The 19858-nt window shown below is 70.0% G+C and carries 22 protein-coding genes; 12 read left to right on the plus strand and 10 right to left on the minus strand.

Going from position 1 to position 19858, the window contains the following annotated elements; all coding sequences use genetic code 11:
• Both ABZ070_RS24515 and ABZ070_RS24520 read left to right on the plus strand, forming a co-directional pair.
• The coding region (locus ABZ070_RS24515; protein WP_356637318.1) for a right-handed parallel beta-helix repeat-containing protein at positions 1–939 on the plus strand (939 nt) is incomplete at its 5' end.
• A gap of 721 nt (positions 940–1660) precedes the next feature.
• Complete coding sequence (locus tag ABZ070_RS24520; protein WP_356637320.1) at positions 1661–2860, plus strand: alginate lyase family protein; 1200 nt, start codon at positions 1661–1663, stop codon at positions 2858–2860.
• A gap of 364 nt (positions 2861–3224) precedes the next feature.
• Here the strand turns inward: ABZ070_RS24520 and ABZ070_RS24525 are convergent, their stop codons facing one another.
• The 6 genes from ABZ070_RS24525 to ABZ070_RS24550 form a co-directional block, all read right to left on the minus strand.
• On the minus strand, positions 3225–4853 hold the full coding sequence (locus ABZ070_RS24525) for an alpha/beta hydrolase (protein WP_356637322.1): 1629 nt from the start codon (positions 4851–4853) through the stop codon (positions 3225–3227).
• 208 nt (positions 4854–5061) lie between these two features.
• Positions 5062–5697: a DUF305 domain-containing protein gene (locus ABZ070_RS24530; RefSeq protein WP_356637324.1), complete on the minus strand. Its 636-nt coding sequence runs from the start codon at positions 5695–5697 to the stop codon at positions 5062–5064.
• A 121-nt stretch (positions 5698–5818) separates the two neighbouring features.
• Positions 5819–6223, minus strand: coding sequence for a DUF6153 family protein (locus tag ABZ070_RS24535; RefSeq protein ID WP_356637326.1), 405 nt, complete (start codon positions 6221–6223; stop codon positions 5819–5821).
• Positions 6224–6319: 96 nt separating this feature from the next.
• Positions 6320–7159 (minus strand): aldo/keto reductase, encoded by an 840-nt coding sequence (locus tag ABZ070_RS24540; protein ID WP_356637328.1) that lies wholly within the window; start codon positions 7157–7159, stop codon positions 6320–6322.
• 89 nt (positions 7160–7248) lie between these two features.
• The gene (locus ABZ070_RS24545) at positions 7249–7782 is read right to left on the minus strand and encodes a GNAT family N-acetyltransferase (RefSeq protein ID WP_356637330.1); all 534 of its coding nucleotides are present in this window, start codon (positions 7780–7782) and stop codon (positions 7249–7251) included.
• Entirely contained in the window at positions 7782–8546 is a 765-nt protein-coding gene (locus ABZ070_RS24550; protein ID WP_356637332.1) for an SDR family oxidoreductase, read from the minus strand. The genes ABZ070_RS24545 and ABZ070_RS24550 overlap by 1 nt, the downstream gene beginning before the upstream one ends.
• A gap of 121 nt (positions 8547–8667) precedes the next feature.
• Between ABZ070_RS24550 and ABZ070_RS24555 the strand changes: the two genes are divergently transcribed.
• Together ABZ070_RS24555 and ABZ070_RS24560 are read left to right on the plus strand one after the other, a co-directional pair.
• Entirely contained in the window at positions 8668–9153 is a 486-nt protein-coding gene (locus ABZ070_RS24555) for a hypothetical protein (RefSeq protein ID WP_356637334.1), read from the plus strand.
• Positions 9154–9241: 88 nt separating this feature from the next.
• On the plus strand, positions 9242–9466 hold the full coding sequence (locus tag ABZ070_RS24560) for a hypothetical protein (protein WP_356637358.1): 225 nt from the start codon (positions 9242–9244) through the stop codon (positions 9464–9466).
• Here ABZ070_RS24560 and ABZ070_RS24565 read toward each other — a convergent pair.
• From ABZ070_RS24565 to ABZ070_RS24575, 3 genes are all read right to left on the minus strand, one after another.
• On the minus strand, positions 9435–10160 hold the full coding sequence (locus tag ABZ070_RS24565) for a Mut7-C RNAse domain-containing protein (protein ID WP_356637336.1): 726 nt from the start codon (positions 10158–10160) through the stop codon (positions 9435–9437). The two genes, ABZ070_RS24560 and ABZ070_RS24565, sit on opposite strands and share 32 nt — an antisense overlap.
• A 139-nt stretch (positions 10161–10299) precedes the next feature.
• The gene (locus tag ABZ070_RS24570) at positions 10300–10842 is read right to left on the minus strand and encodes a GNAT family N-acetyltransferase (RefSeq protein ID WP_356637338.1); all 543 of its coding nucleotides are present in this window, start codon (positions 10840–10842) and stop codon (positions 10300–10302) included.
• A 95-nt stretch (positions 10843–10937) separates the two neighbouring features.
• On the minus strand, positions 10938–11780 hold the full coding sequence (locus ABZ070_RS24575; RefSeq protein WP_356637339.1) for a helix-turn-helix domain-containing protein: 843 nt from the start codon (positions 11778–11780) through the stop codon (positions 10938–10940).
• 181 nt (positions 11781–11961) lie between these two features.
• Here ABZ070_RS24575 and ABZ070_RS24580 point away from each other — a divergent pair, with 181 nt between their 5' ends.
• The gene (locus tag ABZ070_RS24580) at positions 11962–12543 is read left to right on the plus strand and encodes a TIGR03086 family metal-binding protein (protein WP_356637342.1); all 582 of its coding nucleotides are present in this window, start codon (positions 11962–11964) and stop codon (positions 12541–12543) included.
• Positions 12544–12704: 161 nt separating this feature from the next.
• Entirely contained in the window at positions 12705–13580 is an 876-nt protein-coding gene (locus ABZ070_RS24585) for a glycosyltransferase family 2 protein (protein ID WP_356637344.1), read from the plus strand.
• A 142-nt stretch (positions 13581–13722) separates the two neighbouring features.
• Here the strand turns inward: ABZ070_RS24585 and ABZ070_RS24590 are convergent, their stop codons facing one another.
• The gene (locus tag ABZ070_RS24590) at positions 13723–14277 is read right to left on the minus strand and encodes a hypothetical protein (RefSeq protein ID WP_356637346.1); all 555 of its coding nucleotides are present in this window, start codon (positions 14275–14277) and stop codon (positions 13723–13725) included.
• A 116-nt stretch (positions 14278–14393) separates the two neighbouring features.
• Between ABZ070_RS24590 and hemL the strand changes: the two genes are divergently transcribed.
• The 6 genes from hemL to ABZ070_RS24620 form a co-directional block, all read left to right on the plus strand.
• Positions 14394–15710 (plus strand): glutamate-1-semialdehyde 2,1-aminomutase, encoded by a 1317-nt coding sequence (gene hemL / locus ABZ070_RS24595; protein ID WP_356637348.1) that lies wholly within the window; start codon positions 14394–14396, stop codon positions 15708–15710.
• A gap of 98 nt (positions 15711–15808) precedes the next feature.
• Complete coding sequence (locus tag ABZ070_RS24600) at positions 15809–16456, plus strand: histidine phosphatase family protein (protein ID WP_356637360.1); 648 nt, start codon at positions 15809–15811, stop codon at positions 16454–16456.
• A gap of 161 nt (positions 16457–16617) precedes the next feature.
• Positions 16618–17868 carry a hypothetical protein gene (locus tag ABZ070_RS24605; RefSeq protein ID WP_356637350.1) on the plus strand — a complete coding sequence of 417 codons (1251 nt, stop codon included), beginning with the start codon at positions 16618–16620 and terminating at the stop codon, positions 17866–17868.
• 68 nt (positions 17869–17936) lie between these two features.
• Complete coding sequence (locus ABZ070_RS24610) at positions 17937–18536, plus strand: TlpA disulfide reductase family protein (RefSeq protein ID WP_356637352.1); 600 nt, start codon at positions 17937–17939, stop codon at positions 18534–18536.
• Between the two features lie 31 nt (positions 18537–18567).
• The gene (locus ABZ070_RS24615) at positions 18568–19305 is read left to right on the plus strand and encodes a cytochrome c biogenesis CcdA family protein (RefSeq protein WP_356637354.1); all 738 of its coding nucleotides are present in this window, start codon (positions 18568–18570) and stop codon (positions 19303–19305) included.
• A gap of 4 nt (positions 19306–19309) precedes the next feature.
• A partial coding sequence (locus tag ABZ070_RS24620; RefSeq protein WP_356637356.1) for a cytochrome c biogenesis protein ResB occupies positions 19310–19858 on the plus strand: 549 nt, incomplete at its 3' end.

Consider the following 19858-nt stretch of genomic DNA (forward strand, 5'->3'; position numbering starts at 1 on the left):
GCCGACCCGACCACAGGCGACCTGAACATCCTCGAGCCGACCACCATCCGGGGCGGCGGCGCGCGAGGGACCATCATCGACGCAGGCGGCATCGACCGGGTCTTCCGCATGGGCGCCGACACGCAGCTGTCCGACCTCACCATCACCGGAGGAGACGCCGAGCAGCGGGAAGTGCCCCTCACCGACCCCGGCGGAGGCGGCATTGCCAACGGCAAGAACATGACGCTGCGCCGGGTGACGGTATCGGAGAACCGCGCCGGATACGGAGGAGGCATCTTCAACATCCCCGACTCCCACCTGACCCTGATCGACAGCACCGTCAGCCGCAACACCGGGGGCGAGGCCGGAGGCATCCGGTTCGACGACACCGGCACCGTGGTCAATTCGACGATCGCGGACAACCGCGTGACCGACGACTGGGACCGGCCGGGCAGCCTCTCCGGATACGGCGGCGGCATCGACATACGCGGCACCGGCCTGGTGGACATCCGCAACTCCACAATCACCGGCAACACCGCCACCGACGGCGGCGGCGGGATCAACATCGCCCCCGCCTACCTGGACAGCCTGCCCTGGCCAATCCCCGACATCGTCGACCTGCCGCTGGGTCACCTGGCCCTGCGGAACACCATCATCGCTGAGAACACCGTCGGCCAGGCCGTCGGCAACTGTAAGAAGGCCTTCGCCACCATCGAGTCACGGGGCAACAACCTCGACAGCGGAAACAGCTGCAACCTCACGGCCGGAGGCGATCTCCCTCACCGTGATCCCCGCCTAGCGCCCCTCGGCGACAACGGCGGGCCGACGGACACCGTGGCACTGCTGCCCGGTAGTCCCGCCCTCGACGCCGCCCTTGACTGCCCCTCCGCCGACCAGCGCGGCGTACCGCGGCCTCAAGGCCCGGCGTGTGACATCGGAGCCTTCGAATACCAGCACTGACTCCCGCGCTGCCCCTTTTCCCCACCCCTCAAGGACTCCACGAACGCGTGGAGTCCTTGAGGCTTGCTGAGCGCCACCGCCGCGGCCATCGTCATCCGGCTCCGCTCGTGATCGACCGGACAGGGCCCAGCAAGCCATGGGCCTGTAGCAGAGGCGGATTGAGCGCCAGCTCCGGTCGAGGCGCTGGTCGGCCCCGTCCACGGCGACGCCGGTGATGATGTTCCCGCCGACCGTTGGCCATGGCTGCGAAGTCCTTGGCGACTTCGCGGTTGTCCTTGCTCTCCATCGACGCGACGTACCAGCGCAGCTACCGGTCTCGCTGTCGTTCGTCGTCTCCGCTCCGCGCCGGACCGCGCCCGGTGCGCTCCTGAACCCGAAACACTGGCGTCCCGTCGTGGTCGGCGTTTCCTTTCCCTTGCCTTAAGGGTTTCCTAACGCGAGTTCACCGCCTTGACGCCGAACTTTGGTCCAGGCCAGTGTGCCTTGCGTGTCCATGGCGAAACTCTGTGCCGAGGCAGCAGCCCCGTGGCCACGGCCGAGTTGTGCCCGCCCTGGAGACTGTGGTCCGTCCCAGCCGTCCGGCGCCGCGCCGTCGGGTCCCCGTATCAGGATCGATCGCTTCGCGGAGGCGTTGATGACTAACACGCGTCATGGAACCGACGGCACTGAAGTGCGAACCCGCGGGAGACATATCAGGCGCCGAAGGCTCTCGGTGACTGTCGTGTCGACCCTCCTGGCCTTCGTGCTCGGTGCTGTCACGCTTCCTTCGCTGCTGTCCAATGACGCCGATGCGGCCGGCGCCCAACCCTCCGCAGCGGCCACGGCCAAGGGCGCCTTCAATCACCCCGGAGTGCTGGTCAGCAAGGCGCAGCTGGACTTCGTGAGGGGGAAGGTAAAGGCCGGAGCGGAGCCGTGGAAGTCCGCGTACAACGCGATGCTCAAGAGCAAGTACGCCTCGTTGTCCTGGACCGCGAGGCCGCGGGCCACAGTGGAGTGCGGCTCCGGGTCCAACCCCAATCACGGATGCTCCGACGAGCGCGAGGATGCTCTCGCGGCCTACACCCACGCCCTGCTCTGGAACCTCACCAGGGACAGCCGTCATGCCAGTGTTTCCATCAAGATCATGGACGCCTGGTCCGCTGTGGTCAAGGAGCACACGAACCACAACGCGCCCCTGCAGGCCGGCTGGTCCGGTGCCTCCTTCGCCCGCGCCGGCGAACTGATGAAGCACACGTACACAGGCTGGTCGGGCGCGCGGCAGACCCGCTTCGCCCGCATGCTGCGCACCGTGTACCTGCCCATGGTCATCAAGGGACGGCCGAATTCCAACGGCAACTGGGAACTGATCATGATGGACGCCGCCACCGGGATCTCGGTCTTCCTCGACGACCGGGCGTCCTTCGACAAGGCGGTCGCCATCTGGCGCAAGCGGGTGCCCGCCTATATCTATCTCAAGAGCGACGGGGCGCTGCCGAAGACTGCGGCAGGCAGCAGCAAGGACACGCGAGAAGAGCTGATCGACTACTGGCAGGGTCAGTCCACGTTCGTGAACGGCCTGGCACAGGAGACCTGCCGCGACTTCGGCCATACTGGCTGGGGCTTCGCCGCCGCCGCGCATGTCGCGGAGACCGCTCGTATCCAGGGCCTTGACCTCTACTCCCAGGTAGAGAGCCGGATAACCAAGGCGCTGGAGTTCCACGCAGCCTACGAACTCGGCGCACAGGTGCCGTCCTGGCTGTGCGGGGGCTCAGTCAACCGTGGCATCGGCTCCGTCCTGGAGGTCGCCTACAACCACTATGCCGGCCGGGAGGGAATCAGCCTTCCCGCGACCAAGAAGCTGATCCAGACCAAGCAACGCCCCAGCGATGCGAACTACTTCCTCGCCTGGGAGACGCTGACGCACGCCGGCAACCCCAAGTGATCGGTCCGCCTCGCCTCACACGGCGGCGTGCCTGCGGCCGGCTCGCGACCCGGACGACGAGCCGTAACCCGCCAGCCCCGGTGGCGCAAACTGCAGGGCCACACAGGAGGCGTGGCTGGGACGGTGACCGGATCTCCTGGTGTGCCGGCGGCGTGCCAATCTCGCCGCGCCGCTCCGCGATCCGCGCCCTTGATGCAGGCAACGTGGACGGCGTGCCGCTGCGGCCCATCGGTGTGGACCAGTTGCACGGAGCGGGCAGACGGATGTACGACGTGGCCGTGCGAGATGGTCAGAGCAAGCTCGCGGAAGGAATCAGGCCCCGGACCGACCGCGGTCCGGGGCCTGTCGCTGTTCGTTCGGCGGGTCAGCCGGCCGTCCCGCCGCCGCCGGTGGCGACGCCGCCGCTCGGCTTGGGCGCGGAGAAGGGCAGCGCATCCGGTTGGCACGTCGTTCCGGCCGGCGGCAGGGTGCCATCGATGAGGTAACGGCTCTCGTGGGCCTGGACGCAGCTGCTGGGGTTGATCAGCGCGGTGTGCCCGTACCCGTTGTGGGTGAGCAGGCGGGCGTCGGCCAGTTCCTTGGCCATGGCCTGCGCGTTCGAGTAGGGAGTGGAGGGGTCGTAGACGGTGCCGACCACCAGGACGGGGTGGGCCGTCGGCTTGTTCCACGGGCCGCGGTAGCGGTCGGTGGCGACCGGCCAGGTGGCGCACCCTACGGTGGACCAGGTCCAGAAGCGCCCGGCGTCGCCCGCGCGTGCGGCGCTTGCCTCCTCCATGGCGCGGTACGCACCGGGGTCACGCGGATTGGGGCTGTCGCCGCAGAACACCGCAGCGCCCTGTTCCTCACCCAGGTACGGATTCGGATGCGGGACCGCGGGCGCGGGCGGGAGCGGGGACCGCTCCGCGACGCGCCCCTGCCACAGGGTCTGCAGCCTGCCGGCCAGGTTTGCCCACCCGGGGCGGACGACGTAGAGGCTGCTCACCACGTCGGCGACCGTGCCGGCATACGTCCACTCGCCCACGGGCTGCTTCCGGAGCCGCTGCATCAGCTGGTCGAACTTGTCCGCGGTCGCCTTCGGGCTGCCGGCGGAGAACGCGCAGCGGTCGGGGGTCGCGGACCCGCACAGGGCGAGGAACTGCTTCACTGTTGCTGCCGCGGCGCGGTCCGAGCCCATGCGCAGGGCGGTCGTGAGCCGGGGGTCGGCGTCGGACGCGTGGTTCGTCCACGCCCGCGGGTCGATGTTGCTGTCGAGGACCATGGCGCGGACCTTGTCCGGGAACATGTTGGCGTAGGTGGCGCCCAGGATCGTCCCGTAGGAGATCCCCTGGTAGGTGAGTTGCGGCTCGCCCACCGCCTGACGGAGCCGGTCGAGGTCGCGAGCGGTGTCGGCGGTCGACACATGGCGCAGGAGCTCGGGGTCACGCTGCTCACAGCGCCGGGTCAAATCCTTGTACGCGGCGATGTAGGCCGTCCGCTCCTTCTCGCCCACGGGGAAGCCGGCCGCTTTGGCCGCGGTCCACTCGGCGGCTTCCTCCCTACTCGCGAAGCAGTTCACCGCGGTGCTGCTGCCGATCCCGCGGGGATCCCAGCTGACGATGTCGAAGCGCTCCCGCACCTCGCGGGGGAAGGATTCGTAGTTCTGTGGCATCTGTACCGTCCCGGGCCCACCGGGGCCGCCCGGGTTGAAGAAGAGGGTGCCGATGCGCGGGGCGGGGCCGCTCGCCTTCCGTTTGACGACTGCCAGCTCGATGGTGCGCCCACCTGGGTTGCCGTAGTCCAGGGGCACCTTCGCGGTCGCACAGTCGAACTCACTGCCTTGGACGCAGGGCTTCCAGTCCAGCTGCGGGGCGGCCACCGAAGGTGCGGGCGTACCGTCGGCGTCGACGAGGCCCCGGCCGGTCGGTGCCGTCGTCAGTGCCGTCGAGCAGGCCATCACGGCGGCGATGACAGCGACACGGCGTCGGCGGCTCGCTACGGGCCCGGATATGTGCATGCCTTGTCCCTTCATGGCTGAGCGCCCGACTCCACCCATGCGATGGACGTCGGCACGCATCCGGGTCAACGACATCGCGGCCCGGCGACGCGCGCGAGCCGACCGCGGCCGAAGGCGTGACCACGTGGTGTCCGGGCGAAGAGGAAGGCGGTGTGCCGGAGAAGGCGGGCGCCGACTGCGGCGCCCGCCCGTATGGGCCCTACGAGGCTCAGTTCTTGCCGAGGAGCTTGTTCATCCGGGCGATCTCGGCGCTCTGGGAGGTGACGATCGCGTCGGCCATCACCTTGGCGGGCTGGTGGGAACCGTCCCGCTGCTCCGTCCTCGCCATCTGGACCGCACCCTCGTGGTGCTTGATCATCATCTCCATGAAGGCGGTGTCGAACGCCGTGCCCGAGGAGTTCTCCAGCTTCTCCATCTCCCCGGCGGTGGTCATGCCGCCGGCATCGCCGTGGGTGGAGTGGTCCATGGTGCCCTCCGCCGGTACCTCCTCACCCCAGGAGGCCAGCCACCCCGACAGCGTCTTGATCTCCGGGGCCTGAGCCTTCTTGATCTCCTCGGCGAGCTTCTTCACCTCGGCCGACTCCGCCCGGGGCGTTGCCAGGTCCGCCATCGCCACAGCCTGCCGGTGGTGGGGGATCATCCCTTTGGCGAACGTGACGTCGGCCGCGTTGTGCTGCCCGTGGGCAGCCGGTGCGGAGGCCGACGGGGTCTTCGGGGTGTGCCGTCCGTCGTGTCCGGGAGAGTCGTCGTCGGTGCCTGCGCCGCAGGCGGCCAGCACCAGGGCAGCCGCCCCGCCGGCGGCAACGGCGGCGGCACGGCGGATCGTCGAACGCTTGCTGTTCATGTGGTGCAACTCCTTTGCACGCAGCCCTCAAGGGGCCTGCGTGAATACGGGAAGAGAGCGTGGCGAAGCGTCGGCACCACTGCCCGGGACGGGGCCAAGGAGGTGCCGTGCGGGCCGCGCCCTATATCCGTAGGAGTTGCAGCTCGGACAGGGCCGGCGGCGCCCGCGTACGCCCAGCCGACTCCTGGGCGCCGCCGACCAGTTCGACAGCAGCGGGGGCATCGGCGAACGCCGGGCTCGGCGCGGGCGGGGTGTACGGGGATCCGACTCCGGTCGCGGCGCAGGTCCCATCGGCATGATCGAGATGGTCCGCTCCGCCGGCAGAGTGCGAGCAATCTCCCATGGCGACAGAGACACCCTGCGCGTGGGCCACCGCCATGGCGTGATCGGCACCCGCCTGCATCGCCGGGGCCGGGCCGGGCCCCAGGGCGTGCATGCCCAGCACGCCGGCCAGCACAGCCAGCACCAGCAGCACGAAGCCGCGCCCGGCAGGGCGGCGGTTCGTCGGCGGCGTGGCGAAGGTCACGGGCTCATCGTACGGGCGGGACGTTGTGCTGACGGGCGTGGCGGCGAGCCAGGCCACCGATGCGGCGTGGAGCGCCGTAAGGGTCCGGCGTCGCGGCTACGGATGCTGCGGCAACCGGTCGAGGCGTTCGCGGTGGGCCGGTGTCAGCCGGAGGCGTTCGGCGGCGACGTTCTCCTCGAGATGGTCGATACGGGCGGTGCCCGGGATCGGGAGGATGACCGGGGAGTGATCGAGGAGCCACGCGAGCGAGACCTGCGCCGGGGCGGCGCCGAGTTCGGCCGCCACCGCGGCGATCTCGGCCGTCGCCCCGGACGCCGCTCCGGCGACCGGCCGCCAGGGCAGGAACGCGATGTCCGCCGCCTCGCACGCCGCGAGCACGGGCTCGTGCTCGCGGTCGACCAGGCTGTACCGGTTCTGCACGCTCACGACGTCGATGATCTGCCGTGCCTCGTCGAGTTCGGCGACGGTGACCTCGGACAGCCCGATGCGCCCGATCTTGCCCTCCGACTGCAGCTCCCGCAGTGCGCCGAGCTGGTCGGTGAGGGGCACCTCCGGGTCGATGCGGTGCAGTTGGAGCAGTTCGAGCCGGTCGACACGGAGCCGGCGCAGGGCGTGCTCGACCTGGAGACGCAGGACGTCGGGGCGCCCGTCGAGCCTCCACTCGGACGAGGGCCCCGAGCGAGCGACGCCGACCTTGGTGGTGATGAGCAACCCGTCCGCATACGGGTACAGAGCCTCGGCGAGGAGCTCCTCGTTCGCTCCTCCGCCGTACAAATGGGCGGTGTCGATCAGCGTGACACCCAGTTCCACTGCCCGTCGGGCGACCGCGAGGGAGGCTTCGCGGGCAGGGCCCGGCTCCGTCGGCAATCGCATGGCTCCGAAGCCGAGCCGTCGTACGGTCAGGTCCCCGCCGATGTGGAACACGTTCGATGCCATCGCTGTTTCCGCCCCTTCGCTCAAGCGGCGACGCTAACAGCGGAGTTGGCCCTCGCATCGGCATTTTCGGGGCCCGGGCCCCGGACCTCCTACCGCCCGGCCAGGGACTTGTGGAAGAACGTCGTCGGCCGCAGCGTGCCCGAGGGGTCCGCGGCGTAGTCGGGGACCGTGCCCAGGGGGCTCCAGCCTGCTGTGCGGTAGAGGTGCTCGGCGGCGCTGCCGGTCTGGGTGTCCAGCATGAGCAGCGTGCGGCCCGAGGCGTGGGCGAACTGCTCGGCCGTGGTGAGGAGCCGGCGGGCGATGCCGCGGCCGCGGGCGACGCGGTGGACCAGGAGCTTGGCGATCTCGGCGCGGTGCCGGCCGTTGGGTGACGTCTCGGATCTGAGCTGGACGGTGCCTATGAGCCGGTCGCCGTCGTGGGCGGCCCACAGCGCGACGCGGCCTTCGTCGAGATCGGAGTCGAGCGAGGCCCACCAGGCTGCGGCCTGTTCGGCGGTGAGGGAGGCGGTGAAACCGACGGACGCGTTGTCGTCCACGGCGTCGAGAAGGAGCGCGGTGAGGCCGGGCGCGTAGGTGGGCAAGTCGGCCGGCGTGAGTCGGGTGATCGTGAGGGCGTCGGTCATCACAGCTCCCTGTGCACCTTCGAGTTGGAGGCCTGGGCCCGGGGGCGGACGACCAGGAGGTCGATGTTCACGTGCGACGGGCGGGTGACGGCCCAGGTGACGGTGTCGGCCACGTCGTCGGCGGTGAGCGGTTCCGCCACGCCTGCGTAGACCTTGGCGGCCTTGTCGGTGTCGCCGCGGAAGCGGGTGGTGGCGAACTCCTCGGTCTTCACCATGCCGGGCGCGATCTCGATCACGCGGACCGGGGTGCCGACGATCTCCAGGCGGAGGGTTTCCGCGAGAACGTGTTCGCCGTGTTTGGCGGCCACGTAGCCGCCGCCGCCTTCGTAGGTGGTGAAGCCGGCGGTGGAGGAGAGGACCACGACGGTGCCGTCTCCGCCGGCGGTGAGGGCGGGGAGCAGCGCCTGGGTGAGGTTGAGCGTGCCGATGACGTTGACCTCGAACATGCGGCGCCAGTCGGCGGGGTCGCCGGTGGCGACCGGGTCGGCGCCGAGGGCGCCGCCGGCGTTGTTCACGAGGACGTCGCAGCGGTCGAGGCTCGCGGCGAACGAGTCGACGGCCGGCCGGTCGGTGACGTCGAGGGCGTATGCCGTGGCCTGGTGACCGGCGGAGGTGAGCTCGGCCGCGAGTGCCTCGATGCGGTCCTTGCGGCGGGCGGTGAGGACGACGTGGTAGCCGGCGGCGGCCAGTTGGCGTCCGGTGGCTGCGCCGATGCCGCTGCTGGCTCCGGTGACGACGGCGACGGGGGTCCCGGCGGTGGTCATGTACTGGCTCCTCGCGCGTGTGATCGATGTTGATCTACGTGTGATCAGAATAGTTCGGCCGGGCGCGCCGGAGGCGGACGGTCAATCACTCACAAATCGGGGCGATAGGTATCTTCTGGCTATGAGTGCGATGCGCAAGGCGCTGCCGGCCGCGGCAGCGGCGGTATGGCTGGTGGTCGGCTCGGGGGCGGCCAACGCGGGCGTCCCCGGGGACATGATCGCGCCCGAGTCCGACGTGGCCCATCACGGTCATGTCCTGCTGAGCGGGGACCGGATCGAGCTCGCCGTGACATCCAGGAACCACGGCCCCTCAGACCTGCCGGACGCGACCGTGCGACTAACCCTGTCGGTGCCGCCGGCCGGTGTGCCGCGCCTGCCGCCCGGCTGCCTGCGGACGGGGGAGCGCGAAGTGCTCTGCGCGACGGGGCCGCTGCGTGCGGACGGGCCTGGCCGGCGCCTTCACCTGGAGCTGTGGACGGTGGGCGGCCCGCACGAGGTCGTCGTGCGGATCGGCACCGCCTGGAACGGCGGCGCGAGCGACCGGAACCCGTACAACAACGAGCACCGGGTGCTGGCGCCGGCCACTGGGGACCCGTACGTCTTCTGACGTGGCGGCGGTGTTCGCGGGACGGGCCGGGCACCGTGGTGCCGAGCGCGCCCCCATGGGATCTTCCCGGATCAGCGGGCCCCTGGCCATGTGCCCGGGCGCCGCGGGGGTGCCCTGCCGGGCGGCCCTCATCGCCTCACAGATACCCGGCAGGGCGACGGCGCGGTATGTGCTGCGGCTCCCGTCTGCCGTGGACATGGCGCGCGAGGAGGCCGTCGGCCGGCTCGCGGGCGCCGCGGCCGCCGTGGGCGCAGCGCCGTCCGACCGGCGAGAAGTCCGGACTACGCGCCGGTCGTGCGGAGGGCGTCGCTGACGATGGCCTCGAGGCGGGCGTGGTGGGCGCCGCGCCAGTAGACGCGGCCGCAGGCCGTGCACTGCGCGAAGACGTCGTACGAGCGCTGCGTGCCCTGCTGCAGCTGTTCCTGGACGGAGTCCTTGTCGGCCTCTTTCAGCGGGCCGTTGCAGGCGGTGCAGCGGGTCCAGGGCGCGAGCGTGGGGGCGAACCGTTCCAGCACGTCGCGCAGTTGGTCGTCGGGGCGGTCGCTGTAGATGTACGCACCGGCCCAGAGCTCGCGGCGCCGCAGCAGCCCGCGGTCGCGCGAGAGCATGACCCGCTGCTCCTTCGCGGAGAGGGTGGCGAGCGCCGGGTCGCCGATGTCCTCGTTCTCGTACGCCGCGTCGACGCCGAGCAGGCGCAGCCGCCGGGCGAGCGTGCCGAGGTGGACGTCGAGGAGAAAACGGAGCGGGGCACCGGGGACCTGCTGCGGGCGGTCGACGCCGCGCACCTCGACGTCCTCGCCGTGGGCCGGGATGTGCGAGACCGTGACCTGACGGCCGTCGACGAGCAGTCGCCCCGCCTCGGTGAGCGGGACGCCCAGCGACTCCACGACATGGCCGAGTGTCGACGAGCCGTCGGTGGCCAGGGAGGTACGGCCCTGGCGGTAGTCCGGCGGGACGAAAAGTCGCAGCTCGGGGGCGACGTCGATGGTGATCTGCGGTCCGTTCACAGCGTCAGCATGTCATCGGACGGAGCGGCTCTGCCAGGACTTTCCGCGCAGCCGGGCCGCTTGCGTCGGTCGCTTGCGTCGGGTCGCTTGGGCGCGGCTGCCCGGTGGTGCAGCGCCCCGCTCGGCCGCCACCGGGTGCTCACCCCTCCATCGGGCCCAGGTCGAGGCACCAGTCGTTGGAGCGCAGCAGATTGCCCGGCGGATACTCGAAGTCGCACTCGCCGACGAGCGAGAAACCGGCCTTCCTGCACACCGCGTTCGACGGGCCGTTGGAGACGGAAGGGAAGGCGTGCAGGAAACGGTGCCTGCGCTCGGCCCTCGCCGCCTCGACCACCGCCAGCGTTCCCGCCGTCGCGATCCCGCGGCCCTGGAACCCGGGCAGGACGCTCCACCCCGTCTCGTACACCTGCTCGTCCTCCCAGGTCTGCTCCCAGAAGCCGACCGTCCCCGCGGGCTCGCCGCCGCCCCGTTCGCCGGTGTCGAGGACGATGCGGAACATCCGGCCCCGCCCGGTGCGGTCGGAGCTCAGGTCGACGTACCGCCGGTGGCGGGTGAGCAGCTGGTCTTCCGTCTCAGGGCCTCCGAGGTGGTCCATCAGCTCCGGCGCGTTCGCTGCGCGCAGCAGGTCGAGGTCGCTCTCCGACCAGGGCTCGATCCGTACCGCCGATGCTTTGCCGTCCATGTTCCGCACTGTAGGGCGCGGGTACGACAGCGGACACCGGACACCGGACAGACAGCGGGTGCCGGACGCGGGTGCCGTTCGACCGGCAGGGGCTGCTACCGGTCCGTCCTGGCGTACGCCGCCGGAGGCACGCCCACCGTCGCCGTGAAGTCCCGCACGAGGTGCGCCTGGTCGCTGTACCCCAGCTCAGCGGCGAGGCGGGCCCAGTCGACTCCGTCCGCCGGGCCGCTCCCGCCCTCCTCCGCGCGCTCCAGAGCCTCGTGGATGCGGTAGCGCAGGATGACCCACTTGGGGCCCACGCCCACGTATGTGGCGAAGAGGCGCTGGAGTGTGCGGGCCGACAGGCCTTCGGCGTCGGCCAGTTCCGCGACGCGCCTGAGGGAGCGGTCGGTGCGGACCCGGTCGACGAGGTGCATGGCGCGCATCGCCTGCGGGTCCGGCTGCGGATCCAGGGCGAGCAGGAAGGCGTCGAGTGCTGCCACCCTGGCGTCCTCGTCGTCGGGCCCGACGACGCTCTGCACGGCGGTGTCCACGGCCGTGCCGTCCGAGTCGGGCAGCAGTACGTCGCCGACCGGCAGCCGCCGCCCCGTCCACTCGGAAACCGGTCGGTTCGGTGCGAACGGCCGGAAGCCGCCCGGCCGGAACTGCACCCCGCAAACGCGCCCGCGGCCGGCGAGCTTCTGCGTGAACATCTCCAGGCCGATGCCCGCGACCTCGGCCCAGGCGGGCTCGTCGCCGTACTGCTGGAAGACGGCGTTCACCGACGGATGGGGCACCACATGGGACGCGTACGGCTCGGTCAGGTCCCAGTCGATGAGCCAGTAGTGCTCGAGATACGGACGCAGGGCGGGAGCGGGCTCGCGGCGGCGGAAGCGGACGCGGGCGAAGAGCTCGCGGGCCTCCACGATCCCCCGGGTGTCACGTCGCGGACCGGTCATGTCTTCGATACTAGGATCTTCGCCACTGGGATCTTTCGCCCGGATCAGGCCGGATCAGGCCGGATCGGTGTGCGTGCCAGGGCCCGCCGGCCCGGCATGATCGAACGGCAGGGGCCCTGAAGCCGGGCCCGTGACGCGTTTCTTCAATACGGCCACCGGCCGGGTTTCCTACGGTGCGCGCATGACAAAAACCATCAGTGACCTGCTCGAAGCGGCTGCGGAAAGGTCTGTCCCGGTGGTGCGGGGCATCACGGACGAGCGGCTCGCCGACCCGACACCGTGTGCCGAGTACGACGTGCGCGCCCTGGCCGACCACCTCTTCCAGGTGGTGGTCAACTTCCAGGCGCTGGCGGCGAAGCAGGACGCCGACTTCGGCGTCGCACCGGACTACGTGGGCCGTGGCGACTGGCGGGCCGCCTTCGCGGACGAGACGGCCGCGCTCGTCCGGGCATGGGCGGCACCCGGCGCCGAGGAGGGCACCTCCGGCGCCATGGGGCTGCCGGCGGCGACCGTGGGAGGGATGGTCCTGGGCGATCTCACCGTCCACGCGTGGGACCTGGCCCGCGCCACCGGTCAGGAGTACTCGCCCGATCCGGTCGTCGTCGGTGAAGTGCTCGCGTCCTTCCGCGCGATTGCGCCCATGGGCCGCAAAATGGGTGCATTCGGCGCGGAGTTCGAGCTGTCGGAGGGCGGAGCCGGTGCCTCGGACCTCGACCGTCTGCTGGCCCTGACCGGCCGCGACCCCGGGTGGCAGCGGCCGTAGCGGCAGCGCCTCGGCGGCCGGGTCCGAGCGGCCCGCCGTCGCGTCCGCCGTGGCGGCACGGCCCGGAGCGACACCCCTGGAGCTCACCTCCGTACATCGTCACGACACATCTGGTTAAGCTCGCCGTTCACCGACGGCGAGTGGCAGATGGAGATGCGGACGTGACCCGAGCGCGTGTGGGTGTGGCGGTACTGACGATGGGCACACGCCCCACCGAACTGCGGGCGCTGCTCGACTCCGTGGCCGCGCAGGACCATCCCGCGACGCGCGTGGTCGTCGTCTCCAACGGCGCGCCCCTGCCCGAACTGCCGGCCGGTGTCACGGGGATCGAGCTCGCCGAGAACCTGGGCGTCTCCGGTGGGCGCAACGTGGCCATGGATCGACTGCGGGAGTTCGGGGACGTCGACGTGCTCGTCGATCTGGACGACGACGGACTGCTCATCGCGTCCGACGTGTTCAGCCGCATCGCCGACATGTACGACGCCGATCCCGCGCTCGGCATCGTCAGCTTCCGCATCGCCGACGAGACCGGCTTCACACAGCGTCGGCATGTGCCCCGTATCGGCAGGTCCGACCCGATGCGCGGAGGTCAGGTGACGACGTTCCTCGGCGGAGGGCACGCCCTGTCGATGCGGATGCTGGAGCGGGTGGGCGGCTGGCCGGAGGACTTCTTCTTCACGCACGAGGAGACGGACCTCGCCTGGCGGGCCCTCGACGACGGCTGGAAGATCCTCTACGCGCCGGAGCTGGTGCTCCAGCACCCCCGTACGCCTCCGACCCGGCACGGCGTCTACTACCGGATGACGGCTCGCAACCGCGTCTGGCTGGCGAAGCGGAACCTGCCCGCGGTCCTTGTGCCGGTCTACCTCGGCGCCTGGACAGCCCTCACGCTCGCCCGCACGCGGTCGGCGCCGGGGCTGCGGGCGTGGTGCGCCGGGTTCGCGGAGGGTGTTCGCAAGCCGTGCGGTGAGCGGCGGCCGATGCGGTGGAGCACGGTCTGGCTCATGGCGCGTCTGGGCCGCCCGCCCGTGGTCTGAGCGCCGGTGGTCCGCCCGCCCGTGGTCTGAGCGCCGGTGGTCCGCCCGCCCGTGGTCCGAGCGCCGGCGGTGGTTGAGCGCCCGGCGGTCCGAGCGTTCCCGGCGCCGGGCTGCCGGAGATCCGCTGGTCGAAGCGGCTGGGTCAGGGCCAGACGAGACAGTACGGCTGGTGCCCCGCCTCGTGCAGACGGTGGCTGAAATCCTGCCATTCGTGGAGCAGTTGGTACACGTTGAACGCGTCCCGCGGCCCCCCGCGGTCCGGGACCGTCGACCATATGAAGGCCGCCGCGCCCACCGACTCCTCGCCGATGCCCCGCAGCGGGTCGACCACGGTCATCGGCAGCTTCACCACCGCGTAGTCCGGGTGCAGCACCACCAGCTCCAGCGGCGGAACCTTGTTCAGCGGCATGCCCTGGATGCCGGTGAGCACCATCGCGGCTATGGTCTCCGGCTTGATCTTGGTGAACATCCCGCCCATGCCGAGCTCGTCGCCCCCGAGCTCCTCGGGGCGCATGGAGATCGGCACCCGCGCGGCAGTGGCTCCGTCGGGCGCGCCGAAATACTTGTAGGTCACCCCCACTCGGCCGCTCCTGCCTCCCGCGGGCTCATCCGCTTCGCCTCGCCGGTGCTTTCCACGCCGAGCAGGCTCAGGACCCAGGTCGTCGGTCCCCTCGCCCAGTCCGCCACCGCGATGCATATCTCCACCCGACCACTCGCAGCCCCCGCCGCGCAACCCGATCATCGTGACAGTGACCTCCCCCACGAACGTCCGGTGAAACACCTGTCCGCAGATACGTCGGAGCCTCTGAGACCATGGATTCCGTGAGCTTTCCCTATGACGCCCCAGTTTCGCAGACGCTTTTCGACCGCGCGTCCCTCGTGACGCCCGGCGGCGTGAACTCTCCCGTCCGTGCATTCCGCGCCGTGGGCGGTACGCCCCGGTTCATGGTGTCCGGTACCGGTCCGTACCTCACCGATGCCGACGGGCGCGAGTATGTCGACCTCGTGTGCTCGTGGGGACCGATGATCCTCGGGCACTCCCATCCGGCCGTGCTGGAGGCGGTGCAGGCGGCCGTCTCGCGCGGCACTTCGTTCGGCACACCCGGTGAGGGGGAGGTCGCCCTCGCCGAGGAGATCGTGGCCCGTGTCGAGCCCGTCGAGCAGGTTCGGCTGGTTTCCAGCGGTACGGAAGCGACGATGTCCGCGATCCGGCTGGCCCGCGGCTTCACCGGCCGCCCGAAGGTCATCAAGTTCGCCGGCTGCTACCACGGCCACGTGGACGCGCTGCTGGCCGCGGCCGGGTCGGGTGTGGCCACGTTCGGTCTTCCCGACACGCCCGGTGTCACGGGCGCCCAGGCCGGGGACACGATCGTGCTGCCCTACAACGACCTCGAGGCGGTCCACGCCGCATTCCATGCCAACGCCGGTCAGATCGCCTGCGTGATCACCGAGGCGTCGCCCGGAAACATGGGTGTCGTCCCGCCGCGGCCCGGTTTCAACGAGGGCCTCAAGGCCGCCTGCGCCCAGAACGGTGCGCTGTACATCTCCGACGAGGTGATGACCGGTTTCCGCACCTCGAAGGCGGGCTGGTACGGCGTCGACGGTGTCGCGCCCGACCTGATGACCTTCGGCAAGGTGATGGGCGGCGGCTTCCCGGCGGCGGCGTTCGGCGGCCGCAGGGACGTCATGGCGCACCTCGCGCCGGCCGGTCCCGTCTACCAGGCGGGCACGCTGTCCGGAAACCCCGTCGCCACCGCCGCGGGCCTCGCCCAGCTGCGGCTCCTCGACGACGCCGCGTACGAGAAGGTGAACGCTGTCTCGAGCGAGATCCAGGCGCTGGTGACCGAGGCGCTCTCCAAGGAGGGCGTCGCGCACCGGCTGCAGACGGCGAGCAACATGTTCTCGGTCTTCTTCACGGCGACCGAGGTCCGGGACTACGAGGACGCGAAGAAGCAGGAGGCGTTCCGCTTCAACGCGTTCTTCCACTCGATGCTGTCCCAGGGCGTCTACCTGCCGCCGTCGGCGTTCGAGTCGTGGTTCGTCTCGACGGCGCACGACGAGCGCGCCGTGGAGCGGATCGCCGCCGCCCTGCCCGCCGCCGCCCGTGCCGCCGCCGAGGCCACCGCATGAGCGCCGAGCGCAACGCCCTTGAGGAAGCCGTGCAGCGGGCGGCCGAGCAGGACGCCGACGTCGAGCGCGACGCCGGCGAGATCACCGTCGTGCACCTGATGCGCCACGGCGAGGTGCACAACCCGGACGGTGTCCTGTACGGCCGCCGCAGCGGCTACCACCTCTCCGAGCTCGGACGGCAGATGGCCGACCGGGTGGCCGAGCATCTCTCGGGCCGCGACATCACGCACGTCGTCGCGTCCCCGCTGGAGCGTGCGCAGGAGACGGCCACGCCCATTTCCAAGGCGCACGGCCTGACCCTCGACACGGACGAGCGGCTGATCGAGGCGGGCAACGTCTTCGAGGGCAAGGCGTTCGGCGTCGGCGACGGTGCGCTGCGCAAGCCGGGCAACTGGAAGCATCTGACCAACCCGTTCCGCCCGTCGTGGGGCGAGCCGTACGTGGAGCAGGTCGTGCGGATGACGGCGGCGCTGGAGGCGGCTCGGGACGCGGCCCGCGGACACGAGGCGGTCTGCGTCAGCCATCAGCTGCCGATCTGGACCGTGCGCAGTTTCGTGGAGAAGCGCCGGCTGTGGCACGACCCGCGCCGTCGGCAGTGCACGCTCGCCTCGCTGACCACGTTCACATTCCAGGGCGACAGGATCGTCTCCGTGGGTTACACGGAACCGGCCCGGGACCTTGTCCCGCCGCATCTTCTCGCGGGTGCCAGGCCGGTGAAGGGCAAGAGCAAGGCATTCGGCGCATAACCGCTCCGTGATCGTCGGGTGGACTGTCACCGGCGTTCAAGAAAAATAAGCAGAAGTCCCCGGAACCCTCGTGTTCCGCAGCGCATCTCACCCTGTGCCGGTTTGTTGGGCCGGTTGAACAACGGCTCTCCGGACCAAGAGGGCGCGGAATGGGGGACGATATGCGGGGCATCAGCCGAAGGGGCCTGCTCGGGGCGGGACTTGGAGCCGCAGCGGCAATGGGGGTGGCGGGCTGCGGCTCCAGCGACTCGGGGAGAAACGGACATAACGACTCCGTGGGGGGTGGCGACCCGGGCCAGGACGGCGGCAGGCCCTCCCCTTCCAAGACCCCCGGCCGCCCGATCGGTGACGGCTCCACCGTCGATACGGGAAAGCAGCCGCACCAGCCGGCGCGTCCCGTCCCGCTCGAGCCCGGTCAGACGCCTCCGCAGTTCGTGGTCTTCTCCTGGGACGGGGCGGGCGAAGTCGGCAACGGACTCTTCCCGCGCTTCCTCGAACTCGCCAGGAATCACGGGGCCGGGATGACCTTCTTCCTCTCCGGAATCTATCTGCTGCCGGAGTCGAAGAAGTCGCTCTACCGGCCGCCGAACAATCAAATCGGCGCGTCCGACATCGGCTATCTGACCGACGGCCACGTCAAGGACACGTTGAAGTACATACGCCAGGCATGGCTCGACGGCCATGAGATAGGTACCCACTTCAACGGCCATTTCTGCGGCGGTTCGGGATCGGTCGGCAATTGGAGCACCGCGGACTGGGAGAACGAGATCGACCAGGCTGTGAAGTTCGTCACCGAATGGCGCACGAACAGCGGCTGGCACGACGTCGATCCGCTGCCCTTCGACTACCGCAGGGAACTCGTCGGCGCCCGCACTCCCTGTCTGCTCGGCCAGGAGAAACTGCTGCCGGCGGCCAAGCGCCTGGGCTGGCGCTACGACGCGAGTTCGCCGGGCGGGCGCCAGATGTGGCCCGACAAGAAGCAGGGCATCTGGGATCTGCCGCTGCAGGCGGTGCCGTTCCCCGGCCACTCCTTCGAAGTGCTCTCCATGGACTACAACATCCTCGCCAACCAGTCGAAGAATTCGACCAACGGCATGCCTTCGCGCTATCCGGGCTGGAAGAGGCAGGCGACGGACGCGTATCTCGCGGGATTCAACAGGGCTTACGAGTCCAATCGCGCGCCCTTCTTCATAGGCAACCACTTCGAGCAGTGGAACGGCGGCATCTACATGGACGCCGTGGAGGAAGCGCTCAAGGACATGGCCGGGAAGGAGGACGTACGGCTGGTGTCCTTCCGTCAGTTCTGCGACTGGCTCGATGTGCAGGACCCCCAGGTGCTCGCCAAGCTGCGTACCCTCGAAGTCGGCCAAGCGCCGGCCGGTGGTTGGAACGCATTCTTTAAGGCCGCTTGACAACGGGCCCAATCGGGCACGCAGGGGGGTGCGGAAGATCCGCGCGGGCGTCATGCGAAACTTTTCACATGAGCCATAGCCGTGCCCCCCGCGCCGCCCTGCTGACCGCCCTGGTCGCCGCAGGTGCGCTCACCATGTCCGCCTGCGGCGACGGTGGAAAGTCCGGTGGCGGCGGCGACACCAACTTCGTCACCAACACCGGTGGCATCTCCACCGTCCCCAAGGGCGAGCGCCAGTCACCCGCCGAGCTCGCGGGCGAAACCCTCGACGGCGAGCGGCTCGACGTCGCCGACCTCAAGGGCAAGGTCGTGGTGCTGAACGTATGGGGATCATGGTGCGGGCCGTGCCGTGCGGAAGCGCGCTATTTCGCGAAGGTGGCCAAGGAGACCGAGGCGCAGGGCGTCGCGTTCGTGGGGATCAATACGCGTGACCCCAAGAAGCAGAAGGCGATCAACTTCGAGAAGGACTACGGCGTCGAGTACCCGAGCCTGTACGACCCGATCGGAAAACTGATCGTGAACGGCTTCCCCAAGGGCACTTTGAACCCGCAGGCCATTCCCACCACGATCGTTCTCGACCGCGACGGCAAGATCGCCGCACGCTCGCTCAAGGCGCTCGACGACAAGGGACTCCGCAAGATGATCGACCCGCTGATCGCGGAGAAGTGATCCTGTGGAGGTTCTGGCCGCAGGGTCCGAAATGAACGACACGGTGCTCGGGGGCGCGCTGCTGCTCGCACTGCCCATCGCCGTGCTCGGCGGACTCGTCTCCTTCTTCTCGCCGTGTGTCCTGCCGCTGGTCCCCGGCTACCTCTCCTATGTGACCGGCATCAGCGGCACCGACCTGGCAGAGGCCCGGCGCGGCCGGATGGTCGCCGGCGCCTCCCTCTTCGTCCTCGGCTTCACCGTCGTCTTCGTCTCCGGCGGCGCTCTCTTCGGCTACTTCGGCACCACCCTGGTGGGCCACCGGGAGATCCTCTCCAAGATCCTCGGCGTGCTGATGATCCTGCTCGGGATCTTCTTCATGGGCCTGATGCCCTGGCTCACCCAGCGCGAATTCCGCTTCCACAAGCGGCCGACGACGGGACTGGTGGGCGCCCCGCTGCTGGGCGCGCTGTTCGGCGTCGGCTGGACGCCCTGCTTCGGCCCGACCCTCACCTCGGTCAACATGCTCGCCCTCGACCAGGCGAGCGCGGGCCGCGGGGCCATACTGATGGTCGCGTACTGCCTGGGACTCGGCCTGCCGTTCATCGTCGCCGCGGTCGCCTTCCGCAAGGCACTCGGAGCCTTCGGATGGATCAAACGGCATTACACATGGGTGATGCGGGTCGGCGGAATCATGATGATCGCGACCGGTCTGCTGCTGCTCACAGGTGCATGGGACACCCTGGTGCAGGAGATGCAGGGATGGTCCGACGGCTTCACGGTGGGGATCTGAGTTCATGAGCAAGACCGAAGAGCGCGATCTCGGCGAGGCCGGGGCGCAGTTGTCCACCGCCCCCACGGAGAACCCGGCGGACCAGGCGATCGGGGGTCCGACGCTGTCGCTCTTCGGGTGGCTGCGCTGGTTCTGGCGGCAGCTCACCTCGATGCGCGTCGCACTGATCCTTCTGTTCCTGCTGTCGCTGGGCGCCATCCCGGGCTCGCTGATCCCGCAGAACAGCGTGGACGAGCTCAAGGTGCAGGCGTTCAAGGAGAAGCACGACGTCCTGACGCCGGTCTACGAGAAGCTGCAGTTCTTCGACGTCTACAGCTCGGTGTGGTTCTCCGCCATCTACATCCTGCTGTTCATCTCACTCATCGGCTGCATCGTGCCGCGCAGCTGGCAGTTCGTCGGCCAGCTGCGCAGTCGGCCGCCGGCCGCGCCCAAGCGGCTCACCCGTCTCCCCGCCTACACCACCTGGCGCACGGAGAGCGAGCCGGAGCAGGTGCGTGAGGCGGCGCTCGCGATGCTGAAGAAGCGCCGCTTCCGCGCCCACGCGGCAAGCGAC

This window comes from Streptomyces sp. NPDC006283 (assembly GCF_040613325.1).
Classification (GTDB): Bacteria; Actinomycetota; Actinomycetes; order Streptomycetales; family Streptomycetaceae; genus Streptomyces.